The organism is Streptococcus sp. 544 (assembly GCF_013277385.1).
Lineage (GTDB): Bacteria > Bacillota > Bacilli > Lactobacillales > Streptococcaceae > Streptococcus > Streptococcus mitis_BA.
The window spans coordinates 250697-266752 of sequence record NZ_VMMU01000006.1 but is presented as its reverse complement, the minus strand read 5'-3'; the positions used below and the strand labels follow the sequence as shown (position 1 = coordinate 266752).

The following is a 16056-nucleotide window of genomic DNA, read 5'->3' as shown; positions in this document are numbered from 1 at the left end:
AAAGCCAAAATATTTTTCTAGCGTTAACCCATTATATATATATATATATTATAATTAAGATTGCAGTTACCATAATTATACTGGACTTCTTTTTACACTTCATTCTTACTTCCTCAATCTCTCTAAAGTTTCCTTAAATATCTCTGGGATATCTGCTGTAAATTCCAAGGTCTCACCTGTTCTCGGATGAGTAAATCCTAGCGTCTTGGCATGGAGAAATTGGCCATGTCCTTTTAAAGTCTTACGAGGACCATAGACTTCATCACCAGCGACTGGATGGCCAATATAAGCCATGTGAACACGGATTTGATGGGTACGCCCTGTCTCCAGTTGTAACTCCACTAAGCTATAATCTCCAAAGCGTTCCAAGACGTGGAAACGGGTCACTGCAGGCTTCCCTTTAGCCGTCACAGCCTGTTTCTTACGGTCTTTTTCACTACGGCCAATCGGTGCTTCAATGACACCACGATCATTGGGTAGATTTCCATGAACAATCGCCCAATATTTGCGGAGAGACTTTTTATCCTTGAGTTCTTGGGCAAGTGCTAGATGCGCCTCATCGTTTTTAGCAATCATGAGAAGACCTGACGTATCCTTATCAATACGGTGAACGATTCCCGGACGCAAAACCCCATTGATACCAGACAAGTCCTTAATATGATACATAAGGGCATTTACCAGAGTTCCACTAGTATGACCAGCACTCGGATGCACAACCATCCCCTGAGGTTTGTTAACGATGGCCACATCCTCATCTTGGTAGATGATTTCTAGCGGAAGATCCTCAGCCACATACTCTAAGACCTCTGGTTCTGGCACATGGTAAGTGACGACATCGCCCTCTTGGACAGTGTATTTAGCTTTCTTGACTTGACCATTGACCAAGACCTGACCTGATTTGATTTGTTCATTCGCGAGACTGCGTGATAATTCTGTCAAATCCGACAAAGCCTTATCTAGACGCAGGCCACCAGTTTCAATTTTAATTTCCATTTATTTCCTCTTTTAGCATTGCAATCAATAAAATAATCACTCCAACCGTCAGATAGCTATCTGCCACATTGAAAATTGCAAAATTGATAAAGTCAAGGTGGAACATATCCACAACAAAGCCCTGACTGACTCTGTCAATAAAGTTTCCAAGACCACCTGCAATAATCAAGGTCAAACCCAAGACCATCCAGAGTGAGTCCTCCATGTGTTTATGTAGATACCAAATGGCACCTACCACGACGACCAGAGTAATGATAGCAAATAACAACTGCTGATCTTGTAACATCGAAAAGGCTGCCCCTCGATTTTGCAGGTAGGTCAAGCTAACGAAATTGGGAATCCAAGAATGCACTTCACCCAGTGGAATCTGTTGGACGATATAGGATTTAACCAACTGATCCAGCCCAATCAAAAGCAGTACAATGACTGCCACTATTCCTCTTTTTTTCATGATTTCCTCTTCTGATCAAAATATTCTTGCATGACTTCTACGAAAAGAGTTCCAGCCTGACTCAGCTCCACTTCCTCACGTTTAACATAGACCATGCGATTATCCAAATTATCCTTGAGACGAATAACTGTAATACCATTCACACTGTCACTATCCAAAAATCCAGAACCTGTCGCATAAGCGTCCGTCCGCTCCAAAATACCATTCAAGGTAGCACGGTCTGTCACATTAAACATCTGTGAACTCGCACTGGTATCAACAAAGTTCTCCGAATAATAAAGGTACTCATCTTTCTCTTGAGTGAAACGAACCGTTGGTAGATCTGCTAAATCCTCCATGACCAATTCCTCTTTCTGGGCTAAAGGATGCCCCTCTCGGAGATAAATATGGGTATGGAAGGGAATCAATTCAATGACCTCAAGACCCAGCTTTTCAACCCGTTGCATAATCCCCTTTTTATTTTGATTGTTGAGGTAGATAATCCCAATCTCACTATGCCCTTGCGCTACTTCATCTAAGATTTGAACAGTAGTCGATTCAAAAATACGGAAGTTCTTATAATCAGGATAGCGCTCTGAAAAGGCCGTAATGGTTGGTGGCAAGAAGTCATAGTGCTGACTAGCAATGGAAAATTCATCTTTTTCTTCCTCAGGGTTGGCATACTGATTTTGAAAAATATCAAATCCCTTGACCAATTCTTGCGCTTTTTCGTAAAATTCCATACCGCGACGGGTCAAGAAAGTCCCTGAGCTGGTCCGACGAAAAATCTTAAAGCCCAACTCTTTTTCCAAATCACGAACAGAAATGGACAGACTAGGCTGACTAACATACATCTTTTCAGCAGCTTCACGGAAAGTACCGCTATTCGCGATGGCCACAACATAGCGTAATTGTTGAATGTTCATCTTCTACCCCCAACTTCTTTATCTTTTCATTATACCATATTTTAGAAGTTTTCCAAAAAGGAAAAAAGCACATCCTATTCTCCTTAACTATCTTCACTATCTGCCTTTCTCAAGCCAATCTTATTTTCAAAATCAATTCAAAAAAATAACTGGATACACACCACTCCAGTATCGGAAAGAAAAACGATGACTATTTGTGAAAAAAAGAAAATGCCGGAAAGTTCCGACATTGTTTTAGTAAGCTAACTTCCTGAAAATAGGAGTAACCATACATTCCAGAAGGCAGCGATATTGATGAAAATATGAACTAGTATTGGATAGTAGAGACTTTTTGTCATGCGATACAATAGAGCTAAAATGAGACCTCCACTAGCATAAATGAAAAAAGCAAGAGGAGTTAAAGAAAAATTGGTATGAATATAACCGAAAATAATAGCAGAAAGCAAGACATCTCCGTACCAAGGTGAGTTTTTGAAAAAGGTTGTCATAAGCACACCGCGATAAATCAATTCCTCAGCAATAGGGCCGATGAAGCAAACGATGAGCAAGAAATAGGGTAATTCCTGTCGCCCCATCATTTCTATCGTTTCATTCAAAGAAATTTGATTCGAGGACGAGGGTATGAAATAAGACAAGAAGAAGTCCGACATATACGAAATGATGTAGCCCAGTAAAAGGTAGATAAAGTACCTCAACTGCCACTTGAAATGAAAAGTCTTCTTTCCTGCAAAAACTAGTAGATAGATGACCGCTAATAAAAGACCTCCACTCTCCATCCAAAGCAGAATCTGAAAAAATTCACGACTTGCTGGTAGATAAGGCTTTGCGAGGTGATTGAAAAGCCCCCAAAACCAAGTTGATTTGTAAAAAATTAAGGATAATGCTAGTAAAATCTGAATAGCTCGTTTTTTCATATTAAATTCTCTGCTTTCCTTGACTAGATTATTGAATAGAATGGTTTACTTAACTATATAACAAGTTTAGTATAGCATATATTGGTGGAATATCCTCTTCAAATCATGAATTGTTATCAAAATATCTTAAACTGTAAAATCAATTAGCCCAAAGCTTCCTATCAATTTCTTCTCCAAAATATGCTATAATAATACCAAAAGATAAAGAAGGAAGACCTATGATTAAACTACTAGCCTTGGATATGGACGGAACCCTCCTCAATGAAGCCAAGGAAATCCCACAAGCTCATATTACTGCTATTCACCAAGCTATTGAAAAAGGTGTCAAACTGGTTCTCTGTACGGGTCGCCCGCTTTTCGGTGTCCTCCCCTACTATCAAAAACTGGGGCTTGACCTCCAGAATGAGTATGTGATTGTTAACAACGGTTGTTCAACTCACCAGACAAGTGACTGGGGGCTAGTTGACTGGCAAGAACTTAGTCCAGCAGACATCGAATACCTCTATGACCTAGCTGAAAAAAGTGATGTTCAGTTGACTCTTTTTGATGAGGAACATTATTTTGTCCTCGGTGGCAAACCTAATGAAATCATTCAAAATGATGCCAAACTAGTCTTTTCAGACCTGACTGAAATTTCTCTTGAGGAAGCGACTAGTGGCAAGTTTCGTATGTTCCAAGGTATGTTTTTAGGAACAGAGAGCCAAACAGACGATTTTGAGCAACGTTTTGCTGAGGAACTCTGCCAACGATTTAGTGGAGTTCGTTCGCAGCCTGTCATTTATGAAGCTATGCCACTTGGTACGACAAAGGCTACTGCTCTTTCTCGACTAGCAGATATTTTGAAGATTGATTCCTCAGAGATTATGGCCATGGGCGATGCCAATAACGACATTGAAATGCTCCAGTTTGCCGGCCTCGGTATTGCTATGGGAAATGCTAGTGACCATGTCAAATCTCTTGCGGATGCTGTTACAGTAAGCAACGAAGAAGACGGTGTTGCGCGTGCCATTGAGAAATATATTTTATAGTAAAGAAGCCCAGTTCATATCAACTGGGTTTTGATATTTAAGAATTCCTAAAACTTTAGAAACTCTTTAGAAATGCTTGAGCTTTCTTTGATTTCTATGCTTTATACTAAAATTAACAAAATAAATCAAAAGGAGAGAAACATGAAAACAGTACTTGACATTCATGGATTGTCCAAAAACTTTGACAAACAAGCTATCCTTCAGGATCTTCATCTAACGATAAGAGAGGGAGATATCTATGGACTTATTGGGAAAAACGGAGCTGGGAAAACCACCTTGATAAAAATCATTACGCAACTACTGTTTGCGGATAAAGGAACTATTTCCCTCTTCTCTAGCCATTCGGAAAATGAATGGAGCAAGTCTCTATCTCGAGTAGGTTCAGTGATCGAATCACCTGTAGCTCATAATCATTTAACAGCTTATCAAAATCTGAAATATTACTGTATGATTCGTCATATTCCAAATGCTGATCAAGTCATTCGAGAAACCCTGAACTATGTAGGTTTGCCAGATACAGGTAAAAAAGTCTTTCGTGATTTCTCGCTAGGAATGAAACAAAGACTTGGTATCGCCATTGCCCTCCTATCTAAACCAGACTTCCTGATTTTAGATGAACCTATCAATGGTCTCGACCCAATCGGTATCAAAGAATTTCGACTCATGATTCAACGCCTCAATCAAGAAAAAGGAATCACCATTCTCATCTCTAGCCATATCTTGTCAGAACTCTATCTCCTAGCTAATCGCTTTGGTATTTTAGATCAAGGCAAGGTTATCCGTGAAATCAGCAAAGCTGAATTTGAAACACTAAGTGAGGATTATATTGTCCTTAAGACAGCTGATCAAGAGAAAGCTTGTCAAGTATTGAAAGAACAAATCCAGCTCCAGTTCAAGGTTGTTAATCCAGAAAATGAAATCCATATCTTTGGTCAGGAACAAGATGTCAAACAGATTCTCAAAGAATTAACCTTGGCAGATGTTGACATTGACGAGATTTACTATGCCCGTCAAAACCTAGAAGAATACTTCACTCAATTGGTCCAATAGGAGAAAAATCATGATACATACCATTCAAGCAGACTTTTACCGTCTTTTCCGTTCCAAAGGTTTTTGGATTACAGAATTCATTCTCTTTATACTCATGTTAATGGGGGCTATTTTTGGGGCTACTGGCCATCTGATGGCAATCCAGACACAAGAGCCAGAAATTCCAACCCATGGCTGGGACGGTGTACAAGCCCTGATTAACGCATCTAGTCAAGGTTCAAACCTCGTTTTTCTCTGCATAGTTCTAGCCTGCCTCGTTCTTGGAGTTGATTTAATCGGCAAACTCTATAAAAATAATTTAACAGTGGGTGTTTCTCGTACCGAGTTTTTCCTTGCAAAAGCCTTTGTATTGACTTGTATTGCACTCTTGCAAGTTATCATCAGCCTTGTGATTGCCTTTATTCCAGCAACTATCTTAAATGGATTTGGCACTATGCCTGATGGCTTTATTGGCAATCTACTGATAACCATTTCCCTTCAATTCCTTTGCCTCCTTGCTTGGCTTTCCATTGTTTCCTTCATCCTCTATGTTAGTCATTCTTATCTTGCAGTATTTATTGGCTATTTGGTCAGCTCTATCTTACTTTCTATGCCAATGCTCATCTTCCCAAGTATCAAAATTTTGCCATATTTATCATTGCAGTTTTTCTATGCTATGACTGCTAATAGTGAATCCATTTTCTATACCCTTATAGTTAGCTTAGCTGTTATTGTAATCTTTAATCTAAGTGGACTGGCAGTTTTCAAAAAGAAAAGTCTATAAAAAATGACCTCCTCTAGCCTACAGAGGAGGTTTCTTTTCGTTAAAAGTAAATGAAAACCGACAACCACTGTCCATCTGTGCTTAGTTTCATCTCTGCACCGAGAAGATGACATAATTCCTCAGTGATATAAAGGCCTAAACCAGAGGATTCTTCCGTATCAGATAGATTTTCAGAATAAAAACGGTTGCTGAGATTTTCTATTTTTTTGATGGGTTGTTTGACAAGGTTTGCAATCTCTAAGACAAGCTGTTCCTTTTCCTTTCTCAAAGATAGACGTGCTTCTTCCTTGCCATGTTTGAGGACATTTCCAAGCAGATTTTGTAAAATTCGATCCAGCAAGTCTTCATCAGTCCTCATTTTTAAATCATCTTCAACCTTAAAATCAAGCGTGATATTTGCCGCCTGAAAAACATCATAATAAGCCAGAGTTTTTTTGGTGATAAAAGCTGAAAAATCCACTTCTTGCAGTTTCGGTTTGACAGCTCCTTCCATCAAACGACGGTATTCTAGGAGAGCCTCCAAACGTTTGGAAACTAAATCAAGATGCTGGGCTATTTTTTGTAAGGTTTCTGCTTGGTTTTCAGGAGACTTTATCAATTGTTGGGTGTAACCTGAAGCGATAGTCAAAGGGGTTCGAATATCATGAGCGATATTGCTGATGGCCATATCCAGAGTCTGTTTTTCCCTTTTCATAACCAACCGAGATTGTTCCACTTCTTGAAATAGATTTTCAATTTGCTGGTAGAGTTGTAAAAAATGTTTGGAAAAAATGTTGACTCCGACTCTTTTCATACTACCCGTGAGAATCTTGTCTTCAATCTGTTGACTCAAGTTTTTAAGTGCTAGATGGTAGCGAATCAATGCAATCGATAAAATAATTAAGAGTACCAGTAGGATAAAGATTATCATGTAAGTCATTGCTTGTCTCCTTTTAATCTTACCCCAACTCCCCAGATGGTTTCAATATATTCTTGATTTGGGTCAAGCTGGTTTAATTTTTTACGAAGATTACTCAAATGCGTATTGAGGGTATTATCTCCAGGTAGATAGCTATCCTCCCAGACCAATTCATAAAGTTCTTCCTTGGTAAATATTTTCTTAGGGTGTTTGAGGAGAGTTTGGAGAATCAAGCATTCTTTCTTGGCAAGGCGAATCGTTTCCTGACTATTTTTGATTTCAAAACTTTCTGCATCAAACTGGATATTTTTCAAGTTTTGTGGCAGATTTTCAGTTTTTTCTATTTCCATAGGCTGTTTTTCTATGCTTTGACGTAATTGAACAGTAACTCTGGCAAAGACTTCATCCAAATCAAAAGGTTTGACTATGTAATCATTTGCACCGTCTAAGAGGTATTGACTGATTAACTTCTTATCGCTCAAAGCCGTTAGCATAATGACTGGAATTTGACTTTGTTCTCTGATGGCTTTTAAAACCTGATCCCCATTTTTCCCAGGAAGCATGATATCTAGCAAAACGAGGTCAATCCCACCTTGGTCAAAACGCATGATTCCTTCTGTACCGGAAAAGGCTTGAATCACCTCATGCTCCTCAGTAAGAAGTGTTCGTAAAATCTCTTGAATGTCACTATTGTCTTCAATAACCAATATCCTAGCCATAAATACCAACCTTTCTGCAACTATTATAGCATGTTTTATTGATAAAGCTTAAACAGAAAAGCTCCTCGCATAAAAGCGCGAGAAAGCCTTAGAGGATTAAAATATAAAATCCACTTGCTAGATGACCTAGTATCTTATAGTTGCTAATAAGAAGTTAGTCTAGCAGAATGAATCTCTCATTTCTCCCCTACTAGTCCGTAATCCGTTGATACATTTCAGGTCTTCTATCTCGAAACAAGCCCCAGTTTAGGCGTTCGCTTGCTCCCTTGTCTAGGTCATAAGTTGCTAACAGAACAGCTTCTTCTTGTCTTTCAGCTCGTTCTAGAATAGCTCCTGTTTCATCCGTCATAAAGGATGAACCGTAGAAGTCAAGACTGGAACTCTGTCCGCCATTTTCCTCACTAGGCGTGACCTCTTCCAAGCCATAGCGATTGGCTGCAATAACTGGAACAATATTAGCTGCTGCGTGCCCTTGCATGGTACGTTGCCAATGACCACAACTATCTGTATCCAAAATCGGCTCTGAACCGATGGCTGTAGGATAAAAGAGCAATTCAGCCCCATTCAATGCAAGACAACGGGCTGTTTCAGGGAACCATTGATCCCAACAAATACCGATCCCAATCTTAGCATAGCGAGTATCCCAGACCTTGAAACCTGTATTGCCAGGCGTGAAATAGAATTTTTCTTGATAGTAATGGTCATCTGGTATGTGGGTCTTTCGATAAACGCCCAGCACTTCCCCATCTGCATCAATGACGGCAATAGAGTTATACAAGACATTGCCATCTTTTTCATAGAAACTGATTGGCAAAACGACCTTTAGCTCCTTTGCAATGGTTTTAAAATGCTGAATGGCAGTATTTTCTGTCACCGACTGGGCATGCTGATAGTAGTCATACTGGCGTTCCTGACAGAAATAGGGACGTTCAAACAACTCGGGTAAAAGAATAATTTGTGCGCCTTGTTCTGCAGCCTGACGTACTAAACGCTCCGCTGTTTGGATATTTGTTGCCACATCCTTGGCGCATTGCATCTGAATGGCTGCAACTCTTACATTTCTCATCTTTTTCTCCTATTCTGGGATTTGTTGGGTGATACAGTGGATATTGCCACCACCTAAGAGAATATCTCTGGCTGGAATTCCGACAACTTTACGGTCTGGGAAACACTCACTGAGAATATCTAAGGCTACTTGATCGTTTTTATCTTGAAATTGGGGAACCAAGACTGCCTTGTTAGCAATATAGAAATTGACATAGGAAGCAGCAAGCCTTTCACCTGCGTATCGCTCTTCTTCTCCTTCTTCATAGATGTAGCCTGGCAAATCCTCTTCTGTCACAACTTGACGAACTGCAGGGATAGGCAATTTATGAATGATAAACTTCCGTCCTTTTGCATCTGTTTCCTTTTCTAAAAGCGCTAAATCAGCTGATGACATGGCATATTGAGGATCGCTTTTGTCGTCTGTCCAAGCCAAGACAAGCTCTGCAGGACCAACGAAGGCAGCAACATTGTCAACGTGTTCATTGGTTTCGTCCTGATAAATACCATAAGGAAGCCAGATAACTTTTTCAGCACCAAGGCTCTCTAATAAGGTACTCTCGATTTCCTCTTTAGTCAGGTGAGGATTGCGTCCAGGGCTTAGAAGGCAACTTTCAGTCACAAGAATGGTTCCTTGACCATCGCTATGGATTGCGCCGCCTTCCAGTACAAAAGGTTTGGCATCGTAAACAGGCATTTCCAAGGCCTCAGCAAAACGACTAGCTACTTGGTCATCATCTTCATAGTCTTGGTAGAGACCATCTACAGCTCCACCCCAAGCATTGAAAGACCAGTCTACTGCCAACTTTTCTCTTTTATCATTAAGGAGAATGGTCGGACCTGTATCACGCGCCCAGGCATCATTGGTGGGAATGTCTAAATAAACAACGCTATCTCCAAGATAAGATTGGGCTTCAGATAGATAGGCCTGCTCTACCAAAAGATAGACTCTTTCCCCTTCTGCTATGGTCTTAATAATCTGGCTAAATGCTGCTTTAGCAGCTTTTCCTTGAAAGGGCCATGAACCTGGTCGAGTCGGCCATATCATGAGGGTACCATGATGTGGTTCGTACTCTGCTGGCATACGATAGCCTAATTTTTTGGGACTGTCCATCATGATAATCTCCCTTTAAAATCTTGATAGCCAAAGGCTTTGACTAAGCTACAGTCACCCTGATCGTCCATGAGATAGAGACTTGGTAATCCAATACCGTTAAAGGTATTATTTTTAACAAATGAGTAAATAGCCATATCTTCAAAATAAAGTCTATCACCGATTTGGACTGGATTTTCAAAGCTATAATCACCAATCACATCGCCCGTCAGACAGGTATTAGAAGAAAGTCTGTAGGTATGGGCTTTTTCCTGTGCCTCAAAGCCATTTCTCAAAGGTGGACGATAGGGCATCTCAAGTACGTCAGGCATATGGCAGGTCGCAGAGGCATCTAAAACCAAGATTTCCATACCGTTTTCTACAATATCCAATACTTCAGTTGCTAGATAACCTGCATTGAGCGCAATAGCTTCACCAGGCTCGATATAGATTTCAATATTGTAAGTTTCTCGGATACGCTTGATTTCTGAAATCAGCAAATCCACATCGTAACCTTCTCTTGTGATGTGGTGTCCGCCCCCCATATTGAGCCATTTGACCTCATGTAAGTAAGGACCAAACTGCGCTTCTACTGCTTTCAAAGTTGTTTGTAAATCATCTGCTCCCTGCTCGCAAAGGGTATGAAAATGAAGTCCGTCCACCAAATCTAGTAAATCACTCGGAATCTTGTCTAGAGTAACTCCGAAACGGGATCCAGGGGCGCAAGGATCATAGAGCGCATGATCTCCTTGAGTTGAACACTGAGGGTTAAGTCGCAAACCCACGCTTACACCAGCATCCCGACAACGGGCCCCATGTTTACGCAACTGTCTCTCCGAGTTGAAGACGATATGGTCTGTTATCTCCAGCAATTCCTCCAAGTCTGCATCCTTAAAAGCCGGAGCAAAAACATGGACTTCCCCCGGAAACTCTTCTCTAGCGAGCTTAGCTTCATAGAGTCCACTGGCTGTCGTACCAGATAGATACTGGCTAATCAAGGGATAGGTTTTGTAGAGGGAATAAGCCTTCTGGGCAAGCAAAATCTTGCAACCAGCTTCTTCTTGTACATATTGTAAAATGCGGCAGTTAGCTTCTAACTTTGTCAAGTCAATGACGTAAGCTGGTGTTGGTACTTGTTCTAACTTCATCAGTCCACCATTTGTGGATTTTCAACCACAACCCATGGCAAACCATACTCATTCAAAGCTTCCATGAATGGATCTGGATCCAACTCTTCAAGGTTGTAAACTCCAGCTTGTTTCCAAGTACCATTCATAACTAATTTTGTCCCAATCATGGCTGGAACGCCTGTCGTGTAAGAAATAGCTTGTGACCCGACTTCTGCATAGCACTCTTGATGGTCGCAAACATTGTAGATGTAGATGGTCTTTTCAACGCCATCTTTAATACCTGTAAAGATACATCCGATATTAGTTTTACCAACTGTGCGTGGGCCAAGGCTAGCAGGATCAGGTAGCAAGGCTTTTAAGAATTGGATTGGTACGATTTCTTGTCCGTTGAAGTTAATAGCATCTGTACGAAGGAGACCAACATTTTCAAGACATTTCATATGAGTCAAGTAAGATTGACCAAAGGTCATAAAGAAACGAATACGTTTGACACTTGGAATGTTCTTAGCCAATGATTCGATTTCTTCGTGGTGAAGGAGATACATGTCTTTTTGTCCAACTTGAGGGAAATCGTACTCACGCTTGATAGACATGGCTTCCACTTCGACCCATTCCCCATCTTCCCAGTAAGAACCTGGCGCAGAAACCTCGCGGAGATTGATTTCTGGGTTAAAGTTTGTCGCAAATGGATAACCGTGGTCACCACCATTACAGTCTAAAATGTCGATATAATGGATTTCATCAAAATAGTGTTTAAGGGCATAAGCTGAGAAAACACTGGTCACACCTGGGTCAAAACCAGAACCAAGTAGAGCGGTCAAGCCAGCTTCTTTAAATTTTTCCTGATAAGCCCATTGCCATGAGTAGTCAAAGTAGGCTGTAAAACCAAGTTCCTTACAACGTTTCTCATAAATAGCACGCCATTCAGGGTCTTCTGTATCTTCTGCTTCGTAGTTGGCTGTATCGATATAGTGAACACCTGTCGCCAAACAAGCGTCCATAATGGTTAAATCTTGATATGGTAAAGCTACGTTCAAAACAGCTTCTGGTTTGTAGCTTTCGATCAAGGCAATGACTTCTTCGACATTATCTGCATCAAGAGCAGCTGTCTCAATCTTTGTACTTGTTTTGCCTTCTAGCTTCGCTTTCAAGTCATCACATTTTGACTTGGTACGACTGGCAATCATAATTTCTGTAAAGGTTTCGCTATCTTGGCAAATCTTTGAAATAGCAACTTGGGCAACGCCCCCACATCCAATAACTAGTAAACGACTCATTTTTTTCCTTCCTCTTCTTCTAAAATGTCCTCAACATACTTGGGCAACATAAAGGCTCCCACGTGTAAGTTTGCAGTGTAGTATTCTGTGAAAAGCTGGCGTTTTTTCCAGCCTTCCTTGTCAAAATCTTTGACAGGGTGGTATTTTTTCGATGCAAATCCAAACAACCAATAACCAGCAGGGCTAGTTGGGATATGGGCTTGGTAGACACGACTAATTGGAAAGGCTTGATTGACCTTACGGTGCATGCTTCGGCAAGCCGACTCATCCTCATCAAAGAAGGGACTCCCATGCTGGTAAATCATGATTCCGTCTTCCTTCAATGCTCTGTAACTGTTTCCGTAAAATTCCTTGGTAAAGAGCCCTTCCGTATGGCCAAATGGATCTGTCGCATCGTTGATGATAATATCGTAGTCATCTTCACAGTTTCGCAAAAAGCGTAGCCCATTTTGGTAGTAAATGGTAACACGTGGATCATCTAGCCCTGCAGCAAAGTCTGGAAAATACTCACGACAAACCTCAACCAACATTTCATCAGGTTCTACAATATCGATTTGTTCCAATTCTGGATAGAGGGTTAATACTTGGGCAACACCGCCGTCACCACCCCCAATAACCAAGACTTTCTTTGGATTGGGATGCACAGCCATGGGGACGTGAACTGTCATTTCGTTGTAGACAAAATCATCCGCATCTGAAAACAATACATGGCCATTTAAAATCAGTATTTTCCCAAAAGCTGGCGTATCCAAGACTTCGATATCCTGCCATTCACTTTTACCAGCGTAGAGTTGTTTGGCTGTTCTCAGGGACAATTTCACATCTGGAGTATGAACTTCAGAAAACCATAAATCCATCTAGTTCTCCTTTCTCTTAATGACGTTAATGTGATTGACCTCCGGATCTTCCGTCCCTTGGAGGGAACAACCACGTTCCTTGGCAAATTGGATATAATCGACAATTTCTCGTGTAATGCGTTCACCAGGCGCCAAGATAGGGATTCCTGGAGGATAGCACATGACAAATTCCCCACAGACCTGTCCAACAGATTCGTCTAAAGACAAACTTCTTCTCTCTGAATAGAAGGCTTCCTGAGGAGAAAGGACCAACTCAGGCTGAATATATTCTCCAGCTATCAAGTCTTTCCCATCTCGTGAATAGAGTCTCTTGATATCAGCCAAAGCACCGACCAAGCGCTCGATGTCTTGGATACGGTCACCAATCGAAATATAGGCCAAGATATTGCCAATATCACCAAACTCGATCTGAATGTCGTATTCGTCTCGTAGGAGGTCATAAACCTCAATACCTGTTAAGCCAATACCCTGAGTGTAAACTGACAACTTGGTTACATCAAAATCACAAACCGACACACCATCTATTAACTCTTTTGAGTAGGCATAGTAACCGCCAATGGCATTGATTTCACGGCGGGCATACTCGGATAGCTCAATGACCTTCTCAAAAGATTCTTTACCACGAAGGGCTAAGTTGCGACGTGAAATATCCAAACTAGCCATCAACAAGTAAGAGGCAGATGTTGACTGGGTAAGATTGATAATCTGACGAACGTACTCAGGATTCATCTGCTCCCCGATTAAAAGAAGCGAACTTTGTGTCAAACTCCCACCAGACTTATGCATAGAAACTGCTGCCATATCAGCACCTGCATCCATAGCAGAAATTGGAAGTTTATCAGTAAAATGCAAATGCGCTCCGTGGGCCTCATCTACTAAAACCATCATGCCAGCTTCATGAGCCATTTCTGTCAACCCCTTTAGGTCTGAACAGATGCCGTAGTAAGTAGGATTGTTAATCAAAATGGCCTTGGCATCTGGATGGTCCTTTATGGCCTGGGCTACTCGGTCATTTTCAAGACCTAAAGCGATACCAATCTTAGGATCCACACTCATCTCGATATAGATGGGAATGGCACCACATAGAACCAGCGCATTGATAGCAGATTTATGGACATTTCGTGGCAGAATAATCTTATCTCCAGCCTTGCAGGTTGACAGAATCATAGTCTGCACCGATGAAGTTGTTCCCCCTATCATTAGAAAAGCATGGCTAGCTCCAAAAGCATCCGCTGCCAGCTCCTCTGCATCCCGAATAATCGAAATAGGATGGCCAAGATTATCCAAGGGTTTCATCGAATTGACATCAATGCCTACACATTTTTCACCTAGCAGTTCGACAAGTTCTGGATTTCCTCGTCCACGCTTGTGACCTGGAACATCAAAGGGAACAATCCGTTTCTTGCGTAACTTCACCAAGGCCTCATAAATTGGGGCTTGATTTTGATCTAACTTCTTCAAGACTTACTCCTTTACCGTATTTTTAGTGCCTCAAGAAGATAAAGGCGACTAAAGGTTGACTCATGAAAAAAGAGCAGGTTTTCACCTGCTCTGCAATCTTCTGACGTTTTTATGTTTGTTTCTGTTGAGTATGTCTGTTCCCGATGTTTCCTAACTCTCTAGTAGCAAATATTACGTACTTTATTGATCGTTTCACAAGATGACGTGTGCTTTCACCACACTAAAAATTTATGAATTAGGACAAGTGTCCTAACATCAACTTATAAAAGTAGGCTTTTAACCCTATCAATAATGTGGTTTTTCAACCACGCTTCGGCATTCAACCCTGCCTGTCCGTAGGCATTTTTTACTCGGGTTTATATTTGCTAGAAAACATCATCTCATTTTCTAAGCTCCATTACTATATCATGTTTTTAAGAACTTGTAAAGCGTTTTACGAAAAAAATATAAAAAAGTTCGCAAAATAGTTGGATTTTATTTGATTTAATACTAATTATTCTCTTGTAAACGATTATAAAGTGAACAAAATGTTTATCGTATTTAATTTAAAATTTTTTATGCTATTCTATACTCTTTACCTTCGGTATTTGACCTATTAGAGAAGATGTCGACATCTTTATATCATTAAAATCGTGCAACTTTTTTCAGATACTTTTAAAAGATTGATTTCCCTATATTTTTCCTTTATACTGGATAACAAGGAGAATAGTATGTCAGAAACAAATCACGAAATCGATTCAAATTTTGCAGGTCGTTTAAATATCCTACGAGCGGGTGTTCTTGGTGCCAATGATGGTATTATTTCCATTGCTGGTGTGGTTATCGGGGTTGCTAGTGCTACCAGCAATATCTGGATTATCTTTTTATCTGGTTTTGCGGCTATCTTAGCTGGTGCCTTTTCAATGGCTGGTGGAGAATATGTATCCGTTTCAACTCAAAAAGATACCGAGGAAGCGGCCGTTGCGCGTGAGCAAGTCTTGCTAGACCAAGATATAGAGTTAGCTAAAAAATCTCTCTATGCGGCCTATATTCAAAATGGTGAGTGTGAAACATCAGCCCAACTCCTCACCAACAAAGCCTTTTTAAATAATCCGCTCAAGGCTTTGGTAGAGGAAAAATATGGGATTGAGTATGAAGAGTTTACAAATCCTTGGCATGCTGCCATCTCTAGCTTTATTTCTTTTTTCCTTGGTAGCTTACCTCCAATGCTGTCAGTGACCATTTTCCCAAGTGAATACCGCATCCCTGCTACTGTCCTTATCGTCGGTGTGGCCCTTCTTCTCACTGGTTACACTAGTGCCAGACTTGGAAAAGCACCAACCAAAACAGCTATGATTCGGAACCTAGCTATTGGCCTCTTGACCATGGGAGTTACCTTTCTGCTAGGACAACTTTTCAGCATTTAATACTCTTCGAAAATCTCTTCAAACCACGTCAACTTCGCCTTGCCGTAGATATGTTACTGACTTCGTC

Annotated in this window: 17 protein-coding genes; 5 read left to right on the top strand and 12 right to left on the bottom strand. The window is 40.8% G+C overall.

Annotated features, from left to right (window positions below; genetic code table 11):
* Positions 1 to 105: 105 nt before the first annotated feature.
* Genes HT728_RS03985 through HT728_RS03975 form a run of 3 tightly spaced genes read right to left on the bottom strand, consistent with a single transcriptional unit; the run spans position 106 to position 2349 of the window.
* Complete coding sequence (locus HT728_RS03985; protein ID WP_173233903.1) at positions 106 to 993, bottom strand: RluA family pseudouridine synthase; 888 nt, start codon at positions 991 to 993, stop codon at positions 106 to 108.
* Positions 983 to 1444, bottom strand: a complete 462-nt coding sequence (gene lspA / locus HT728_RS03980) for a signal peptidase II (protein ID WP_173233900.1) — start codon at positions 1442 to 1444, stop codon at positions 983 to 985. Before lspA ends, HT728_RS03985 begins: the two co-directional genes overlap by 11 nt.
* On the bottom strand, positions 1441 to 2349 hold the full coding sequence (locus tag HT728_RS03975) for a LysR family transcriptional regulator (RefSeq protein WP_001025693.1): 909 nt from the start codon (positions 2347 to 2349) through the stop codon (positions 1441 to 1443). Before HT728_RS03975 ends, lspA begins: the two co-directional genes overlap by 4 nt.
* Here HT728_RS03975 and HT728_RS03970 point away from each other — a divergent pair.
* A complete protein-coding gene (locus tag HT728_RS03970; protein WP_173233898.1) occupies positions 2342 to 2539 on the top strand; it encodes an AraC family transcriptional regulator in 198 nt (65 codons plus the stop codon). The genes HT728_RS03975 and HT728_RS03970 overlap by 8 nt on opposite strands.
* Before the next feature lie 52 nt (positions 2540 to 2591).
* Here the strand turns inward: HT728_RS03970 and HT728_RS03965 are convergent, their stop codons facing one another.
* On the bottom strand, positions 2592 to 3263 hold the full coding sequence (locus HT728_RS03965) for a CPBP family intramembrane glutamic endopeptidase (protein WP_173233896.1): 672 nt from the start codon (positions 3261 to 3263) through the stop codon (positions 2592 to 2594).
* Between the two features lie 218 nt (positions 3264 to 3481).
* Between HT728_RS03965 and HT728_RS03960 the strand changes: the two genes are divergently transcribed.
* The 3 genes from HT728_RS03960 to HT728_RS03950 all read left to right on the top strand — a co-directional run bounded on the left by HT728_RS03960 (position 3482) and on the right by HT728_RS03950 (position 6104).
* Positions 3482 to 4291, top strand: a complete 810-nt coding sequence (locus HT728_RS03960; protein ID WP_173233893.1) for a Cof-type HAD-IIB family hydrolase — start codon at positions 3482 to 3484, stop codon at positions 4289 to 4291.
* A 141-nt stretch (positions 4292 to 4432) separates the two neighbouring features.
* On the top strand, positions 4433 to 5341 hold the full coding sequence (locus tag HT728_RS03955; RefSeq protein WP_173233891.1) for an ABC transporter ATP-binding protein: 909 nt from the start codon (positions 4433 to 4435) through the stop codon (positions 5339 to 5341).
* Between the two features lie 10 nt (positions 5342 to 5351).
* Positions 5352 to 6104, top strand: a complete 753-nt coding sequence (locus HT728_RS03950; RefSeq protein ID WP_000581958.1) for an ABC transporter permease — start codon at positions 5352 to 5354, stop codon at positions 6102 to 6104.
* 40 nt (positions 6105 to 6144) lie between these two features.
* On the opposite strand, the gene HT728_RS03945 is transcribed toward HT728_RS03950, so the two are convergent.
* From HT728_RS03945 to HT728_RS03910, 8 genes are all read right to left on the bottom strand, one after another.
* Positions 6145 to 7023, bottom strand: coding sequence for a HAMP domain-containing sensor histidine kinase (locus tag HT728_RS03945; protein ID WP_173233889.1), 879 nt, complete (start codon positions 7021 to 7023; stop codon positions 6145 to 6147).
* Complete coding sequence (locus HT728_RS03940; protein WP_173233887.1) at positions 7020 to 7721, bottom strand: response regulator transcription factor; 702 nt, start codon at positions 7719 to 7721, stop codon at positions 7020 to 7022. The genes HT728_RS03945 and HT728_RS03940 overlap by 4 nt, the downstream gene beginning before the upstream one ends.
* Before the next feature lie 190 nt (positions 7722 to 7911).
* Positions 7912 to 8787: an N-carbamoylputrescine amidase gene (aguB, locus tag HT728_RS03935; protein WP_173233885.1), complete on the bottom strand. Its 876-nt coding sequence runs from the start codon at positions 8785 to 8787 to the stop codon at positions 7912 to 7914.
* A gap of 9 nt (positions 8788 to 8796) precedes the next feature.
* A complete protein-coding gene (aguA, locus tag HT728_RS03930) occupies positions 8797 to 9882 on the bottom strand; it encodes an agmatine deiminase (protein ID WP_173233883.1) in 1086 nt (361 codons plus the stop codon).
* Positions 9879 to 11006, bottom strand: a complete 1128-nt coding sequence (gene nspC, locus HT728_RS03925) for a carboxynorspermidine decarboxylase (RefSeq protein ID WP_173233881.1) — start codon at positions 11004 to 11006, stop codon at positions 9879 to 9881. The genes aguA and nspC overlap by 4 nt, the downstream gene beginning before the upstream one ends.
* Positions 11006 to 12265, bottom strand: a complete 1260-nt coding sequence (locus HT728_RS03920; protein ID WP_173233879.1) for a saccharopine dehydrogenase family protein — start codon at positions 12263 to 12265, stop codon at positions 11006 to 11008. The genes nspC and HT728_RS03920 overlap by 1 nt, the downstream gene beginning before the upstream one ends.
* Complete coding sequence (gene speE / locus HT728_RS03915; RefSeq protein ID WP_000366713.1) at positions 12262 to 13122, bottom strand: polyamine aminopropyltransferase; 861 nt, start codon at positions 13120 to 13122, stop codon at positions 12262 to 12264. The genes HT728_RS03920 and speE overlap by 4 nt, the downstream gene beginning before the upstream one ends.
* Positions 13123 to 14583: an aminotransferase class I/II-fold pyridoxal phosphate-dependent enzyme gene (locus HT728_RS03910; protein WP_173233878.1), complete on the bottom strand. Its 1461-nt coding sequence runs from the start codon at positions 14581 to 14583 to the stop codon at positions 13123 to 13125.
* 710 nt (positions 14584 to 15293) lie between these two features.
* Here HT728_RS03910 and HT728_RS03905 point away from each other — a divergent pair.
* Complete coding sequence (locus HT728_RS03905) at positions 15294 to 15989, top strand: VIT family protein (protein ID WP_173233877.1); 696 nt, start codon at positions 15294 to 15296, stop codon at positions 15987 to 15989.
* Positions 15990 to 16056 lie beyond the last annotated feature (67 nt).

Bases quoted from the DNA above. Each gene is read 5' to 3' on its own strand.
- HT728_RS03985 (WP_173233903.1), bottom strand. From the start codon at position 993: ATGGAAATTAAAATTGAAACTGGTGGCCTGCGTCTAGATAAGGCTTTG.
- lspA (WP_173233900.1), bottom strand. From the start codon at position 1,444: ATGAAAAAAAGAGGAATAGTGGCAGTCATTGTACTGCTTTTGATTGGG.
- HT728_RS03970 (WP_173233898.1), top strand. From the start codon at position 2,342: ATGTTCATCTTCTACCCCCAACTTCTTTATCTTTTCATTATACCATAT.
- HT728_RS03975 (WP_001025693.1), bottom strand. From the start codon at position 2,349: ATGAACATTCAACAATTACGCTATGTTGTGGCCATCGCGAATAGCGGT.
- HT728_RS03965 (WP_173233896.1), bottom strand. From the start codon at position 3,263: ATGAAAAAACGAGCTATTCAGATTTTACTAGCATTATCCTTAATTTTT.
- HT728_RS03960 (WP_173233893.1), top strand. From the start codon at position 3,482: ATGATTAAACTACTAGCCTTGGATATGGACGGAACCCTCCTCAATGAA.
- HT728_RS03955 (WP_173233891.1), top strand. From the start codon at position 4,433: ATGAAAACAGTACTTGACATTCATGGATTGTCCAAAAACTTTGACAAA.
- HT728_RS03950 (WP_000581958.1), top strand. From the start codon at position 5,352: ATGATACATACCATTCAAGCAGACTTTTACCGTCTTTTCCGTTCCAAA.
- HT728_RS03945 (WP_173233889.1), bottom strand. From the start codon at position 7,023: ATGACTTACATGATAATCTTTATCCTACTGGTACTCTTAATTATTTTA.
- HT728_RS03940 (WP_173233887.1), bottom strand. From the start codon at position 7,721: ATGGCTAGGATATTGGTTATTGAAGACAATAGTGACATTCAAGAGATT.
- aguB (WP_173233885.1), bottom strand. From the start codon at position 8,787: ATGAGAAATGTAAGAGTTGCAGCCATTCAGATGCAATGCGCCAAGGAT.
- aguA (WP_173233883.1), bottom strand. From the start codon at position 9,882: ATGATGGACAGTCCCAAAAAATTAGGCTATCGTATGCCAGCAGAGTAC.
- nspC (WP_173233881.1), bottom strand. From the start codon at position 11,006: ATGAAGTTAGAACAAGTACCAACACCAGCTTACGTCATTGACTTGACA.
- HT728_RS03920 (WP_173233879.1), bottom strand. From the start codon at position 12,265: ATGAGTCGTTTACTAGTTATTGGATGTGGGGGCGTTGCCCAAGTTGCT.
- speE (WP_000366713.1), bottom strand. From the start codon at position 13,122: ATGGATTTATGGTTTTCTGAAGTTCATACTCCAGATGTGAAATTGTCC.
- HT728_RS03905 (WP_173233877.1), top strand. From the start codon at position 15,294: ATGTCAGAAACAAATCACGAAATCGATTCAAATTTTGCAGGTCGTTTA.